Annotated in this window: 10 protein-coding genes; 5 read left to right on the top strand and 5 right to left on the bottom strand. The window is 38.3% G+C overall.

Going from position 1 to position 15,415, the window contains the following annotated elements; translation table 11 throughout:
- Positions 1-304: 304 nt before the first annotated feature.
- The 3 genes from KHA99_RS16075 to KHA99_RS16065 form a co-directional block, all read right to left on the bottom strand.
- Positions 305-901 (bottom strand): dienelactone hydrolase family protein, encoded by a 597-nt coding sequence (locus KHA99_RS16075; RefSeq protein WP_213118485.1) that lies wholly within the window; start codon positions 899-901, stop codon positions 305-307.
- A 95-nt stretch (positions 902-996) separates the two neighbouring features.
- Positions 997-1,566: a histidine phosphatase family protein gene (locus KHA99_RS16070; RefSeq protein WP_213118484.1), complete on the bottom strand. Its 570-nt coding sequence runs from the start codon at positions 1,564-1,566 to the stop codon at positions 997-999.
- Between the two features lie 151 nt (positions 1,567-1,717).
- Entirely contained in the window at positions 1,718-2,326 is a 609-nt protein-coding gene (locus tag KHA99_RS16065; protein ID WP_213118483.1) for a TetR/AcrR family transcriptional regulator, read from the bottom strand.
- Positions 2,327-2,520: 194 nt separating this feature from the next.
- Between KHA99_RS16065 and KHA99_RS16060 the strand changes: the two genes are divergently transcribed.
- Together KHA99_RS16060 and KHA99_RS16055 are read left to right on the top strand one after the other, a co-directional pair.
- A complete protein-coding gene (locus KHA99_RS16060; protein WP_213118482.1) occupies positions 2,521-3,258 on the top strand; it encodes an SDR family NAD(P)-dependent oxidoreductase in 738 nt (245 codons plus the stop codon).
- A gap of 122 nt (positions 3,259-3,380) precedes the next feature.
- Complete coding sequence (locus KHA99_RS16055) at positions 3,381-4,166, top strand: SDR family oxidoreductase (RefSeq protein ID WP_213118481.1); 786 nt, start codon at positions 3,381-3,383, stop codon at positions 4,164-4,166.
- Between the two features lie 228 nt (positions 4,167-4,394).
- On the opposite strand, the gene KHA99_RS16050 is transcribed toward KHA99_RS16055, so the two are convergent.
- Both KHA99_RS16050 and KHA99_RS16045 read right to left on the bottom strand, forming a co-directional pair.
- Positions 4,395-5,612: an IS110 family RNA-guided transposase gene (locus KHA99_RS16050; protein ID WP_213118480.1), complete on the bottom strand. Its 1,218-nt coding sequence runs from the start codon at positions 5,610-5,612 to the stop codon at positions 4,395-4,397.
- 339 nt (positions 5,613-5,951) lie between these two features.
- Positions 5,952-6,224, bottom strand: coding sequence for a DUF4190 domain-containing protein (locus KHA99_RS16045; RefSeq protein ID WP_213118479.1), 273 nt, complete (start codon positions 6,222-6,224; stop codon positions 5,952-5,954).
- A gap of 320 nt (positions 6,225-6,544) precedes the next feature.
- On the opposite strand from KHA99_RS16045, the gene KHA99_RS31525 reads away from it, so the two are divergent.
- From KHA99_RS31525 to KHA99_RS16030, 3 genes are all read left to right on the top strand, one after another.
- Positions 6,545-6,778: a GNAT family N-acetyltransferase gene (locus KHA99_RS31525; protein ID WP_213118478.1), complete on the top strand. Its 234-nt coding sequence runs from the start codon at positions 6,545-6,547 to the stop codon at positions 6,776-6,778.
- Between the two features lie 14 nt (positions 6,779-6,792).
- A complete protein-coding gene (locus tag KHA99_RS16035) occupies positions 6,793-7,026 on the top strand; it encodes a hypothetical protein (protein ID WP_213118477.1) in 234 nt (77 codons plus the stop codon).
- A 695-nt stretch (positions 7,027-7,721) separates the two neighbouring features.
- Entirely contained in the window at positions 7,722-15,071 is a 7,350-nt protein-coding gene (locus KHA99_RS16030) for a glycoside hydrolase family 2 TIM barrel-domain containing protein (protein ID WP_213118476.1), read from the top strand.
- The last annotated feature ends 344 nt before the right edge of the window (positions 15,072-15,415 follow it).

Genomic DNA, 15,415 nt, shown 5'->3' with positions numbered 1-15,415 from the left:
AATAATTTAAAGCAAAAGTTATCCTTATTTACCTAAATAGCGAAGTAAAAAAAGAAGCGTCTTAAGGCGCTTCAATTAAAAGAAACTTCTTCATGTCCTATATTATGCATATGAAAAATTTACGTAGTTGCTTCTACAATTTAAATATTTTCTTTGGGGATATGCCGGAGATGGAATCTGAACCGGCACCGCGGAATGGTACAAGAGAACCGTCCTTGTGCATCATTTGACATTCTACGGCAATTTTCTCGTGTAACTACAGATGGAAACTTGTTATATATTAAGGATTGATTCACCCATTTTATCATTGATGTTTCTTTAAAAAGTTTAACATTTCGTTGAGGGCATTTTGAAACGATTTTTTATTAAATTTAGCAGAGTAAGGGTCGCTAAATCCGTGCTGTCCATTAAATTTATGTATTTCGATATTTTTTTTATCAAGAATTGAAATTAACTGATCGACATTAAAGGATTGTTCCTCTTCTGGAAAGAATAAAACCACAGGGCATTGAGGGACAATCTGTAGGTAATTTCGAATTCTCGAACCATAATAGGCAACGACCCCATCCAGACTATCTTCCTCACTGCACAGCCAAGCAACAGTTGCGCCAACGCTGAATCCAATCAAATATATTTTTTCGTAATTATTTTTAACCTCTAACAATAGATTCTTTATTTTGTGTACAGCTTCGGAAAACCCTACATTGTTCATAAAATGATGGTAAGCAATCTCCTCTTCAGAATAAGTAAAAGGTTGTTCCCGCTCTATTAAGTTCGGGCAGATTACATCAAAATCCTGTTTTGATAATAATTCACAAAAGTTCTCCATATGTTGATTAATGCCATAGATTTCGTGTATGACAATAATCAAATGACTTGAATTCTTCAGTATTTGAAGCATTTTATCCCCCATAAAGTGTCCATATAAAAACATGAAAAATAATCAGAACACTGCACCATAACGATTGACGGCAGTGACGGTAATCAGATTGCCAATTATTTATTAAATGAATAAGTGGTTGAATGCCAGTGCTTAGAACTTGTTTTTGCTTTACCTATCCAACCTGATTTTAAAAGTTCTTTTGCTATCAACATATTAAAAAATCCGTGTCCGACTAGCGCTACAACGTCCTTTTCTTTCGCAAATTCTATTAAACGTTCAGATGCTGCCTTCGCTCTGTTTTTTGCATCACTAAGAGATTCGCACTCTATGGAATAGCCACTGAACCAAAGACATCTCAAAAAAACTGTCCAAATATTTGGTTTGAGCTTTAAGCCCCCAAAATTTTTTGAAAGAGAAGGAAGTTCTGTTTCGCGAAACAACGGGGCGGAGATTGTTTTTATGTTTGAGTTTAAATAACTTGCAGACTCGATAGACCTTTTTAAGTCGCTTGTAATGACAATATTTGCAGCAGACATCAATCTTAGAGTTTCAGATGGATAGGAGTTTTCCGAATATACCCCACTGCCATCATACTGTTCCACCCATTTTTTAAATTCCTTACATGTCATTGGATTATTTTCAGTCCATAAAGATCTGCCGTGTCTGATTAATGAAATTTCCATTGCGGGGACTCCTATTCATTTCATTATAATTCTAATGGTCTCGAACGGTCCTTGTATAACATTTCAATTGAAGTTAGCCTGATAAACACAATGATGGAACCTGAAACCGGCAATCGCAAAATGATGCATGAGAACCGTCCCCATGCATCATTTATTTGTTATGTCCAATATATTGAAATGAGTAAATATGAGTTTTCGTTAGTTCAATGGCTTCTTGGATAAAATGTTCTGGCGGTTCTTTGAAGCCATTTTCGATCCAATTTTGGAGGAGCCCGTAAAAGCCGTAGGCTGTGTAACGTTTAAAATAATCCATATTCACTGGGATATTGTTGATGGTTTCGAAAATAAATTGTTCCTTATAGATTTTTATGATTGTTTGAGGGAACCGTGTATGCAATCCTGGTAACGTGTCATCGTAATTGATCAATGTGAAAAAATTCTGATTTTTGTAGATATAAGAAACGATATTAAAAGATGGGGCATTTAGCTTGGCTGTCTGAACCTTTTGTCCAGTTACATATGCTTTGCCTACGGAATCCTCCAATCCCTCAAGCATGGAAACAAGTAAATCCTCAGCCAATTCCACTTTATCTATGTAATGGATATAAAAGGTGCTGCGATTATAGGCGGCATGATCGACAATGTCTTTTACTGTAACGGAATGGTACCCCTTTTCTTTTATGAGTTCAATTAATGCGTGCTTTAAATGTGCTTTTGTCCGATTTTGCCGTTGAGATGTTGTATTTTGTTCATTATTCATGAAAAAAACTCCCTCAATATAGACAGATTTAGCATAAGTGTCTAGCTAGTAGACACTTAATGATATCTTAATGATTGTATAATGTGAACAAAATAGTACAATTTAATTGTGAACAAAAAAGCACAGATAATAGATATATCTATTATTTTTCTCAATAATGTGCTAAAGAATTCTTAATACGAGGAGGATTTAGTATGGGTAAATTACAAGGCAAAGTAGCTGTGATTACCGGTGGAGCATCTGGTATTGGGGCAGCAACAGCACGTTTATTCGTTTCAGAAGGAGCCAAAGTGGTTCTTGTTGATTTAAATGAGGAAAAAGGTAAAGCTTTTGAAGCAGAATTGAAAACGCTTAATGCGGAGGCTCTTTTTATAAAAGCCAATATTACGAGTGAAGAAGAAGTCGCAAATATCTTTAAACAAACCGTTGAAACATTCGGCAAAGTGGATGTGGTCTTCAACAATGCCGGTATTGGCCGTGTTCATCCTTCACATGAATTAGAATACTCAGAATGGCGCAACACTGTAAATGTTGACTTAGATGGCGTCTTCTTGGTAGCACGTGAATCCATCCGTGAAATGCTAAAAACAGGCGGCGGTACGATTGTGAATACAGCATCTATGTACGGTTGGGTTGGGTCACCAGGTTCAGCAGCCTATAACGCGGCAAAAGGCGGCGTGATTAACTTAACTCGTTCCCTTGCACTTGAATATGCTGAACAAAATATTCGTATTAATTCATTATGCCCAGGTTTTATTGATACACCAATTATCCCTGAAGAAAGCAAGCAGGCTTTAGCTGCTGTCACACCGATGAAACGTCTGGGGAAAGCAGAAGAAATGGCAAAAGCAGTGTTATTCATGGCTTCTGATGATTCTTCATTCATGACTGGTAATAGTTTGACTGTTGACGGCGGGTATACAGCGCAATAATAAATCAAGGGGATTATGTAGAAAAGATCCCCTTTCAAAGGTGCATATATCCTTAATGTGAGATATTTTAATTAAAAATATTTTTTAAAAATATGCTTTAGACTTAAAGGGAGGAATTACTAATGAGTAATCGTTTTGATGGGAAAGTAGTCTTAATTACAGGTGCAGGTTCTGGTTTAGGTCAAGCCTCTGCCCTGCAAGTTGCAAAAGAAGGAGCAAAACTTTCACTTGTTGATTTAAATGCTGCTTCATTAGAAGAAACAAAAGGCAAAGTGTTAGAAGTTGCACCAAACGCAGAAGTGTTGCTGATCACTGCGAATGTGGCAGATGAACAAGCCGTTGAAAACTATGTAAATGAAACAGTTAAGAAATTTGGTAAAATCGATGGTTTCTTCAACAACGCAGGAATCGAAGGAAAACAAAACCTTACAGAGGATTTTGGCATTGAGGAATTCCAAAAAGTAGTTGGCGTCAATTTAAATGGTGTGTTTTATGGTATGAAACACGTATTGAAAGTCATGAGAGAACAAGGCTTTGGCTCTATTGTTAATACTGCTTCTGTTGGCGGTATTCGAGGAGTAGGAAATCAATCTGGTTATGCAGCTAGTAAACACGGCGTGGTCGGCTTAACAAGAAACTCTGGAATTGAATACGGTCAATACGGAATCAGCATCAAAGCCATTGCACCAGGTGCAATCATGACTCCGATGGTCGAAGGTTCATTAAAACAAATGGATCCAGATAACTGGGAAGAGGTAGGAAAACAATTTGTTCAGCCAAACCCAATGAAACGTTTCGGTAAACCAGAAGAAGTAGGTTATTTAGTAGCATTCTTATTATCAGATCAAGCCAACTTCATCAACGCAACCGTCATTCCAATTGATGGCGGACAATCATATAAATACTAAGAAGTGTGGAGATCATTCTCCTGCTTCACCTAATATTAGGCGCATTTCTACTAAGAAGAAATGCGCCTAATTTGTGATGCATGGGGACGGTTCTTCTTACGATTAGTCAAGGGTTTTTATGAAATTTGATTCTAAATGTTTTTCATTGAGGATTTTTGAGCATAGTTAAGAAGCCTAGCTATTTCCAATTTTTAGCTAGGGGCAGTTTGTGATATAATTAATCAAGCATTACTTGCCAGCGGCCAACTGGTAATCGTAATGGAGATTGTGTGTAATAAGGTGGAATAGGCATTTCAGTAACTTATTCACACACGCGATGGACGCAACTTTATGACATTTGTTATAAGGTTGCGTTTTTAATTTGTCGTAATAATCCACAAAATGATTGTTTCCTAAACGGCGGTGGCGGATCATATTTTGAATTGTAAAATACAATATCTTACGCAAATGGCTGTTTCCACGCTTATTGATCGCATCCTTGTAAAAGAAGAGGCCTGATTGAAAACGCCTTATGTCAATTCCTGTGTAGGCGTTTAATTGCTTGTTATTGTCAAACCGTGAAATATCCCCCAACTCACCAATTAAACGAACGGCCGTATTTTCTCCTATTCCTGGGAGACTTAATAATATTCGATATTCCTTTCGTTCCTTCGAAAGTTCGACCATCAGGTCGATTAATTCCTTTTGTTTTCTTAATAACGCTAAATACCGATTTGCATAGTCTTTTAGCTGCTCACACCGTATATCATTCATATCCACTGCAGGATAGGAGTCCTGTGCTGCTTCTAATAACTGTATAGCTTTTTTCTCAGCTGCCTTTGGAGCTAATCTTTTGTCTGTATTAGCTATTATCCTATTACGTACAACAGTTTTTGATAGATGCTTAACGGAATCCGGATGTGGAAATAACTGTACGATGTTTAAGAATAACTCAGATTTTTGTGTAAAAAGTTTTTCCAGTTCCGGAAATGTCAACTGCAGTAATGAATGCATTCGACCTCGGACCAAAGTCCGTTCATCATCCAATTCTTCATAGTATCGAGAAAGAGCCCTCATTTGATTGTAATAATTTTCTTGTCGCTTTTTTGTGCGTCTTTCATTTGTAAAGTGAGTTTGGGCTAGTCGATGTGCATCACTTTTATCAGTCTTATGGATGCGCATCGAGGCCGTTTGAAGCTTCGATTCGAGTGGATTTAACAGGGAATAGGAAAAACCGTAATCATTCATAAAGCGCTCTAATTGTCTTGAGTATACTCCAGTAGCTTCAAATACAATGTCCGGTGCTTGTCCATCTTTGCGAATTAATTCAACAATTAATTTATTTAGCTCTTCAAAATGTGGCCTATTATGAATGATTTCCCCTTCAAAAATACAAGTGCGTACAGCGTTATAAATAACCATGTAACTTTTACCCATACTTACATCAAAAGCAATTACACTCGGCATAATATCCCTCCTTAATTTTTATGTAGAAGTCTTCACATCACCTTATCGATTCCCTTTTCTTATACACGATCTCGAGGATCCAACATACTGAAACTGATTCTATAAGGGCAGTGAAGTAGCCCAGTTTGTGACAACGAACTCGAGGTTCCGGAACCGTCCTCGGGCTATTCTTCACTTCTACTATAAAAAAATAGTAGCACAAACCATGGCCTTGGTTTGTGCTACTAATCTTAGTATGTTTGTGCATCATTTTCAGTCGTTTTCAGCCCATGTATCAATCCTAGAATCAGGACTTGCACAGCAGAATGGGACATGAGAACCGTCCCCACGCATCATTCTTTAGTTGGTTATATAACTAGATACTGAGAAAAAGGCAACATACCCCAGAATCATTAAAAGTTGCAGAATGACTCCAACAATACTACAAATTAAACCTGCGGTTGCCAATCCTCTACCATTTTCATTTGTTTTTTTAATCTGTTTTATAGCTATTCTTGAAAATACTATTCCAATAATACCTAAGATTAAACCAATAAAAGGAATAAATAATGATAAAATACCGGCAGTTATAGAAATTACTGAACTATTGTTTGTTTGATTTTTTTCAGACATTCTCTTCCTCCCCTTTTTTTGATAATTTTACCATTAGTTATTTTTCTTAGATATAAAATATTCTCTATCCCAAACTGGAACGTTTTTTTTATACTAAAGCAGTATGCCGCTAGGACTACTTTTCTAACTTCCTCTATGGTAATAATATTTGGGCTCTAATAATACATACTGTGCTTAATACATCCTTCGGCAAATTTTTCCTTAAGTACAAGGAGAGGACCTGTGAATTAGCCGGTTTTATACAAACGTTTGGTTAAGGGCATTTCCCTGGAAATTTGTCGAATTAAAGGGGGAAAGTAGGCCTATAATACATATCCTGATTGGCAGAAGCAGCCAAACTTCATATTATCCCGCTAAGCATATACATAAAGGATGCAGAATGGAATATGGGCGGTATAGCCGGAGCCGCCACCTATCCCGAATATAGACGAACCGGTTATGTGAAATCATTTATTCTCGAATCCTTAAAACAGATGCGGGACAATGTTCAGATAGTATCCCTTTTGCACCCATTTGATATTGGCTTTTATCGGAAATATGGGTGGGAGATTTAAGTGATAAGAAAAAAATGACGATTGAAAAAATCAACCTTAAGTTCCTCGAACCACAGCAAGGTTTTATAAGACGATGCTCAAAAGACTCCCATAACGGAAGAGATAGAAAGGGTTTAATGGTAGTTTGCAGTCAATATACAGGGATGCTGAAGCGCGATACCAATTGGTGGGGAAGCAGCAAATTTATGACGATCATTCTTTGGAAGTTCCATTGTCACGGTGCCCTTATTTTATGGCAAGAGTCGTGAATACCGAGGAATGCTTAAGGCACTGCAATCATACTGTTCCACCCATTTTTAAAATTCTTTACAAGTAATTGGATTATTTTCAGTCCACAAGGATCTACCGTGTCGGATTAATGAAATTTCCATTGCGGGACCTCTATTCATTTCACAATTAAGTGTAAAAAAACTAAAGAATTTGCAAAATATTCTAAAATCAATAGATAACTACAAATTTACAAATGTGCTAGAATTTTTATGAATTCATTCTATAAGCGTTTAACTATTGCGGTTTGAATGAAAACAAAATGGGCTGCTAGTTTGCATAGCAACTAGAGGGAGGGTGAGTAAGGCTTTTCACGGAAATTTAAAAATATATGAGGGAGGAGTGAAAAAAAATGAAAGCGCTTTTTTGTCCGAACCATGCTTGCTCCGGTGCTGTTTTTTATCGACTGTCAATCTATTGACGGTCAAACAATCAGCAGTCGGATAGCATCGGTAGAAGGCACTAATGCATGGAAGAACAATATTTCCAATTCAGTAAAAGGGGAATTAAGCACCAAAAGTTCAACAGCTGAAGGATTATAGGAAAAATCTACTTGATAAACAAACACAAACAAATAAATAACAAAAAAGACCAACAAGACAAAGCGACCATTTAAGAGTGTATTCTTGTTGTGTCTTCTCACCTTTTTTATCGGTATGAGAGGAGGAATGATTTCATGTTTTACAAGTTTAAAAGGGTTATTTCCATAATGCTTGCGTTTGTCTTATTTTCATCAACCCTGGCTTCCGGTGCATTCGCCCAAACGTCAGGAACGCAAGGATTATCGCAAAGTATGGCACCACCGAGAATCACTTATACAGGAAATGCTGAAACTTATACAGTGGACAGAAAAGTGAACATTAAATGTGACGTTAAATCTGGTGCGGAACTGGTATCTAATACGTGCAAAGATATTGTTGGAAATGCTTATACTTTTAAAATTGGCTATAACAAGTTTTCCGCTGTGGCTGTAGATAAGGAAGGCAATATCGGAAACGGTTCTACAAACTTTACCGTTACTGTCACCTATGATGGTCTTATGAAGTTAACGGAGCAATTTATCAGCAATAAAGGAGTGGCCAATTCGTTAACCTCTAAACTGCAGGCCGCTAAAGCTGCAGATGCCAAGGGCGATACGAATGCAAAAGAAGGCACGCTTGGAGCATTTGTTAATGAAGTAAGTGCCCAGGAAGGGAAGATGTTAACTGCAGAACAGGCAAAAATATTGAGAGATTTAGTGGGGTATCTGTCAGCACTGGGTGCAGGCCGAACTGTTACAAATATAGACAGCAGCTGGAAGTTTAATTATGGAAATGTTGCTGGTGCAGAAGCTGGATCATTTGATGATTCTGCTTGGCAGAATATTAACCTGCCGCATACATGGAATGCTGACGATGCTGCATCTGCCAATTATAAGCGCGGCATCGGCTGGTACCGCAAAACGATTGACTTTGACAGCGCAACTTATTCAGGCAAGCAGATTTATCTTGAATTTGGAGCGGCTTCAACTAGAGCCGATGTGTATGTAAATGGTGTTCATGCTGGTGAGCATCTTGGAGGATTTGGAGCATTTCGATTTGATATTACATCTTTGATTACTTTTGATGTTCCAACTGTCATTTCTGTTAAGGTCAATAACGCAAATGATCCGGCTATAGCTCCTCTTGATTCCGGAAGTTTTGATTTCTCGCTGCAAGGCGGTTTGTATAGGGATGTATCGATTATTGCAACCAATCCGATTCATATCGATACAATGGACCATGCTTCTCCCGGTGTATATTTGACTGCCACGAATGTTTCACAAGACAGTGCAAGCCTTAATGTAAAAACAAAAATTGTAAATAACTCGAATGCAGATAAGCCTATTAAAGTAACAGCAATGCTTAAAGACGCAAACGGAAACATCGTTAATACAATTGAAGATTCTGCTAACGTCCCTGCGAACGGAAGTTATCAATTTGATAAAAATACAACTGTGAAAAATCCTCACCTTTGGAATGGATTAGCGGACCCTTATTTGTACCATGTCGATGTTCAGGTTACAGATGATAAAGGGAAGACAAAATTAGATTTTGTCACACAAAATTTGGGATTCCGTTACTATCGTGTTGACAAAAATGATGGATTTTTCTTAAACGGAAAATATCTTGACTTGCATGGAGTAGGTTACCATCAAGACTATGTGAATGGAATCGGTTGGGCAAGCACTGAACAAGACCGAAAGTCTGATTATACTGGCATCATGAAAAACATGGGGGTTAATGCCGTAAGGATGGTTCATTATCCACATGCTGCGTGGGAATATGACACAACCGATGAATTAGGTTATGCTGTCTGGACCGAAATTCCTCTCGTAAAACAATTTACGGAGACTGCGGACAAGAAAAATATTGATCCCGCCTTTGAAGAAAATATTAAACAGCAATTAACGGAAATGGTCCTCCAGCATTACAACCACCCTTCGATTATGTTCTGGGGTATGAGTAATGAGATGCCAAATTATGATACGGATAGTGCGGGCAATTATTTAGGCGGAATTTTAATGACGACGCTGAGCAATCTTGCCCATCAATTGGATCCGACCAGACTGACAACCCTTGCGACGGACCAAGGAAGTAACGATTTATATTATCAAGTCCCAACAGATCTAAAGGCCATTAACCATTACAGTGGTTGGTATGTATCTGATATTAACGAGTTTACTTCGTATTACAATGGCAGAAATGCGGTTTCTACTTCACCGCTTGGTGTCAGTGAATACGGGGCAGGCGCTAATGCGTTCCAGCATATGGATAACCCGACAAACACTGACGTATTGCCGTCAACAAGCGGTTGGCATCCGATGGAATATCAGTCATTGGTACATGAAGGCGATTGGGCACAGATGAAAAAGCGACCGGAAATTTGGGGTAAGTTCATTTGGAATATTTTTGACTTCGCTTCTTATAAAAAAGACGAAGGAGGCCAGATTGGGATTAACGATAAGGGTATGGTAACCCGAGATCGTCAAACGAAGAAAGACGCTTATTATTTTTACCAATCCGTTTGGACCGATAAGCCAATGATAAAATTAACTTCAGAAGGATTTGAAAATAGACCGCACAGTATTCCTGTAGTAAAGGCATACAGTAACTGCGATGAAGTTACTCTGTATGTAGATGGAGTTAAGAAAGGTACGGTTAAGAGGTCATCACTTAAAGATTCGCAAAATGATACGGTATTTACCTGGTCAAATGTTGATATCGGATTAGGTGAGCATACAATCCGTGTAGAAGGTACTAAAAACGGCAAAACCGTTTCGGATAAAGCAAAATGGAACGGCATTCTTGGCAACGATACAAGAGTTACATCCGAAAAATATTTGGTTTTAGAATCATCTCCATTTGATTCTAAAGGAAAACCACATAGTCCTATGCCAGATTCTAAAATTGAAGCACCAGGAGAAGCTGCCACCTTAGCTGAATATCTAAAAAATATTAATCTTCCATTTGGATCCACTGTAAAACTTTATCAAAAAGATGGTGTAACTCTTGTAAGTAAAGATACACCAATTGCACCTGATATGAAGTTAGTTGTTACATCTGAAGATGGAAAAAATAAGCGGGTCTATAATCTCTTTATCCGTAACATCGCTTTATTAAAACCTGTCAGTGCAAGCAGTGTAAAAGGCGGCAGCCAATACGGCTCTTTTGTCACTGATGGAATAACCGATAATAATACCGCAACTGGCGTATGGGCACCATTTAGAGATGCAAGCAGCAATTACAGCTTTCCTTCGTGGGTGATCATCGATTTAGGTGATGTGTACAATCTTTCCGCGATTAAAAATTATTTTGTTGAAAACGGAAAGTCCTTTGGATACAAAATATATGCCGGAAACGAATTGAATGGTAAGGATTGGAAGGATGAAAGCTCGGAGTTAGACTTAAAAGACGGCGGAACACTGATCGTGGATAAAGATTCCAATACCGATAAGTCCGGTTTGTATGTCGATCAATTTTCTTCAGCAGCTCCGGTGACCGCTCGTTATATTAAGGTCGTCATGACGAAGATGGACGGAAGTTCCGCACCTACAAAAACACAGCCGGGGATTCGCGAGATTGAGGTCTACGGTTATAAGCTAACTACTTCTTATCCGATTGACCGAGAGACAAAGGCCATTAAAGTTCCGTCCTCCACAACTGTAAACAAGGCCTTATCGAATATTTCAATCACCGGAAATGTAAAAGGTATTGCATTTACGGATCAAGGAAAAGCTCTTATAGGGACAGATCTTTTAACGAATGGCAGCATCCTTGAAATTACCGATTATAATGGCAGCAGCGTCAATTATGTAATCTATGTCGATGGTTCAACCATCCCTGTTGAAAAAGTTACATTGGACGCTGAAAAGGTAACACTTAATGTCGGTGATACAAAGCAGCTGACAGCTGCTGTAACTCCGTCATTTGCGACAAATAAAGATTTAACATGGTCTTCCAGTGATGAATCGATTGTTAAGGTGAAGAATGGTCTAATTGAAGCTGTAGGTGAGGGGAAGGCAGTCATCACGGTAACTTCTGTTGATCAAAACAAAACAGCAGCCTGTGAAGTCAATGTTCAGCGTGTGATTCAGGGTGATGGCCCTTTTGCAGTGCTTAATGATACGATGACGGAAGGAACTACGCGCGATTTGGAAGTTGATTTTTCCATTAATCCCGAGGATAAAAGGCCAAATGATGCAAATACAGACGGAATAAGAAATACGTCTGTTACCATTAACCTGCCAAAAGGAATATCCGCAAATGGGGATGATGAAGTAAGTATTATTGGACAGGACCGCATCAAATTAAATGATACTGCCGGTTTTGAAACCATCAAAAAGAATGGCACCGATGTGGTAGGTGCGAGTAAAAGCGCTCCAACAGCGGTCATTAGCAATGGCGGGCAAACCATCACCTTTACAGGACTGGATCTTTTGCCAAACAACGGTGTGGATATTCAGCTTTTCCTGAAAAATAAAGTGGTTCCTTCTTTCGGAGACTATGAATTTAGTGCCTCCTATACACCTAATGGAAGGAATCGAGTGGTCTTAAAAAATGCACCGTTTCATTCCGTCAAGACCGTTACCGATTTCCACAGGGTAATTGATACGAGTCTCACTTATAAAGAAACGGGCGAAACCTACAATAGCCTTTCTCTTAACTGGACTGCACCTGCAGGAGCAAAAGGTGTAGCGATTAAACAAACAACCGACGGCATTAATTGGACGGATGCTGTTCTCGATAAACCTATTACAGCATCTTCTACAAGTGCACATATCAGCAATTTGCCGTCAAATAAACTGTATCAGTTTAAGTTAGTTGTGACAGGCGGAACGAACGCTGGTGATTCAAATATTGCCAAATTTTATACAGGAAAGTTTGATGTAAAAACGTATGGACATGCAGCTGGGGATGGTGAAACAGATGATACGAAAGCCATTCAAAAAAGTATAGATGATGCTGCAGCTACGGGCGGAGGCATGGTTCTCTTTAGTAAAGGCGATTATTTAACCGGCACCATACATCTACGAAGCAATGTGTACCTATATCTGGATTCAGATGCTACCATTCTCGCAAAATTACATGGAATCGATACGCCGGAGCCGTATTATCTAGCCAGCCCTTATATTCCATATACACCGGATAATTCCAAATCTGGCCCATATGGAGGAAATAATAATGCACAAGACATCGGACATTCTTTCTTCAATGATGCGTTGTTTGTCGGATTAAGAATTGATAACTTTAAGATTTTGGGCTCAGGTGTCATCGATGGTAATGGTGCGATTACAGCCCAGGATGCGAATAAGGGCGATACACCAATTATTGATGTGAACCAAAATACGGTTAACAATTTTAACGAATCCTTCGATCTTGGTGATAAATTAATATCTTTAAAACTATCAACCAATTTTGAATTGGGTGGACATATCGAAAATCCGACTAATAATTTGCCGGATGATATTACAAATGATGGACCTACTATTAACCCGCAGACAGGAAAGTATTATGACGAAGGGGATACGAATAATCCGGTCATACCATATGCGAACTATAATCCTAATCTAAACTCAGATCCGAAAGGGATTCCTGATGCCCTTCATTTTAGACGGGGCGGGCATTTTGTCCTTCTTGCAACAGGTGTTGATCATATGAATCTTCACGATATTTATTACCTGAATGGAACTGCGAAGAATAAGAATGGGATTGAAAGTGCGCTAAGCTATGGCCAAAGACAAAGGGATTTATTTGACTTAATGTCAGATAATCATGTAACAGTTAAAAACATCTATACTGCTGTACAAACAGACGATATTGTAAAATTGGGCTCAGACTTTTCGTTAGGTTTTAGAAGAGCAAGCTCAGATTTTCTTGTCGATAATATTGTTGGCCGTACAGAATGTAATCTTTTCAAGATCGGTTCAGAAACAGCAGCAGACACATCAGATATCCATGTTACAAATTTACATGGTTATGGTGTTTATAAAGCAGGATTTAACATAAATGAAAACGATGGTGCTACCATATCAAATGTCACTTTAGATGGTGCTATTTTTACAAATACAAGTATTCCGATTTCGATCAATCTAACCGGAAGAAATCGAAACGGAGGCGACTCAGGGAAAGCATCCACGCGTCCAATCGGCAGCATCAAAAACGTTCGGGTAAATAATGTGACACATATTGGTCAAGACTATTTCGGACTAGTCGGGACACATATAAATAATATGGGTCCGGCAGTTGTAGTGGGATATAAAAATGCATCTTCAGTACGGGATATCACACTGAATAATATTAAATTTATTCAGAAAGGCGGCCAGCCATACAGTAATACCTCCATTGTCCCAAAATATGAGTTAGGCAATAACTACGATCCGGGCGGATATTTTAACAATGGCTCACCTGTTTATGGTCTGCTTGTAAAATATGCAACGAATGTGGTTGTCAATAATCTGACGACCGAGTTCCAGAATAATGATGACAGGTATGCGGTTTATGTTGATGAGTCGGATAAAGTTTCTATTCATAACGCGTCTTTAGAAAAGGGGAGTGACCCTAGCGCTGCTTCTATCGCTGTAATGAAGACGAATAATTTCGAATTTACAAACGTCAAGTATAAGACTGGAGAAGGAATGGAAGTAGCAATTCCTGATGTCAGTCCGGCGGTTAACATTACAAACTCACAAGTGAATCGCGTAGTATATCCTGCACCAGCACCTGCTTCAGGTGATAAGTCTTCAACAGAAATTAAGGAAGCCAGTGATCATGAACATCTTGTTAATGTTGATACTGGTCAATCGGCGATTGATTTAACAAATCGTACCATTACAGCAATAGTTGGAACAACTGATACGGATCTTAAAAATGAAATTACAGCTGCTGACAATGGTTCACAACAAATTTATGAGTTTACAGACAGCAGCCATAATAAAAAATCTGGTGTCTTGAAATCTGGAGATTTATTGTTGGTAACATCTGAGGACCATTCCAAAACGACCGAATATAAAATTGTTATCCAAACCACTATTCAAGGAGAAGGCAGTAATTCGCCAAATCTTCAATTTGTCGGTTTGAAAACTTTTGCTGTTTCCGGCAAAGCTAGTACATCTACAGATAGTAACCCATTAATGGGATTTGGTATATTCCAACAAATAACAGGTGCTACCGCTCCAGGTTCTTATTTGGAATATGAACTGAAAAATATTCCAGAAGGTACCTATTCAGTTGAGGTTACCTCGAAGAAAAAAGCGGCTAGAGGCACTATGACATTATATGTTGATGGCGAAACACAGCCAACCCTTAATCCCATTGATGAGTCGGTTTCAGGATCAGCGACTGTCTATGATTCCATTAAGGCAGGAACGGTGACAATTACAGGGGCTGGGAATCATACCTTTAGATTCTTGGTAACTGGTTATAATCAAACGAATAATCCTTCAGGCAGCGGCAGCAGTTTATATGATGTAAACATAGGTTACTTTAGATTGACACCTATCAACTAACCCAACCTATGAGAACAATCAACTTATCGTAAAAATAGGAAAACCATAAAAATAGAAATTGAAAAGCACTAAATACTCTAAAAGGTTTAGTGCTTTTCTTCATGTTTGTGAAAACTCAGTCAATATTTCGTTTTATATATAAAATCATTGGTTGAATTTTCGGGAAATATTATCCTTATTAAAATAGAAATTTTTGTTGTGTGTAGGATACTATTTTAATATAGAGGCTCAAAAAGAAGGAAAAAGATGAGACTCCATCAAAATTCAACTTTAAATAAGTATTTAGAAAGGTTTTACAGTGGGGGGTTATGATGCATTCGATTTTGCTTATTGATGATGAGAGA

Source organism: Neobacillus rhizophilus (assembly GCF_018343535.1).
Taxonomy (GTDB): Bacteria; Bacillota; Bacilli; order Bacillales; family Cytobacillaceae; genus Neobacillus; species Neobacillus rhizophilus.
Note: the sequence above shows the minus strand (reverse complement) of the source record. Positions and strands in the feature narration are given on the sequence as shown.

Coding starts and splice junctions, on each gene's coding strand:
- KHA99_RS16075 (WP_213118485.1), bottom strand. CDS start 901: ATGCTTCAAATACTGAAGAATTCAAGTCATTTGATTATTGTCATACAC.
- KHA99_RS16050 (WP_213118480.1), bottom strand. CDS start 5,612: ATGCCGAGTGTAATTGCTTTTGATGTAAGTATGGGTAAAAGTTACATG.
- KHA99_RS16030 (WP_213118476.1), top strand. CDS start 7,722: ATGTTTTACAAGTTTAAAAGGGTTATTTCCATAATGCTTGCGTTTGTC.
- KHA99_RS16055 (WP_213118481.1), top strand. CDS start 3,381: ATGAGTAATCGTTTTGATGGGAAAGTAGTCTTAATTACAGGTGCAGGT.
- KHA99_RS16065 (WP_213118483.1), bottom strand. CDS start 2,326: ATGAATAATGAACAAAATACAACATCTCAACGGCAAAATCGGACAAAA.
- KHA99_RS16035 (WP_213118477.1), top strand. CDS start 6,793: ATGACGATTGAAAAAATCAACCTTAAGTTCCTCGAACCACAGCAAGGT.
- KHA99_RS16070 (WP_213118484.1), bottom strand. CDS start 1,566: ATGGAAATTTCATTAATCAGACACGGCAGATCTTTATGGACTGAAAAT.
- KHA99_RS16060 (WP_213118482.1), top strand. CDS start 2,521: ATGGGTAAATTACAAGGCAAAGTAGCTGTGATTACCGGTGGAGCATCT.
- KHA99_RS16045 (WP_213118479.1), bottom strand. CDS start 6,224: ATGTCTGAAAAAAATCAAACAAACAATAGTTCAGTAATTTCTATAACT.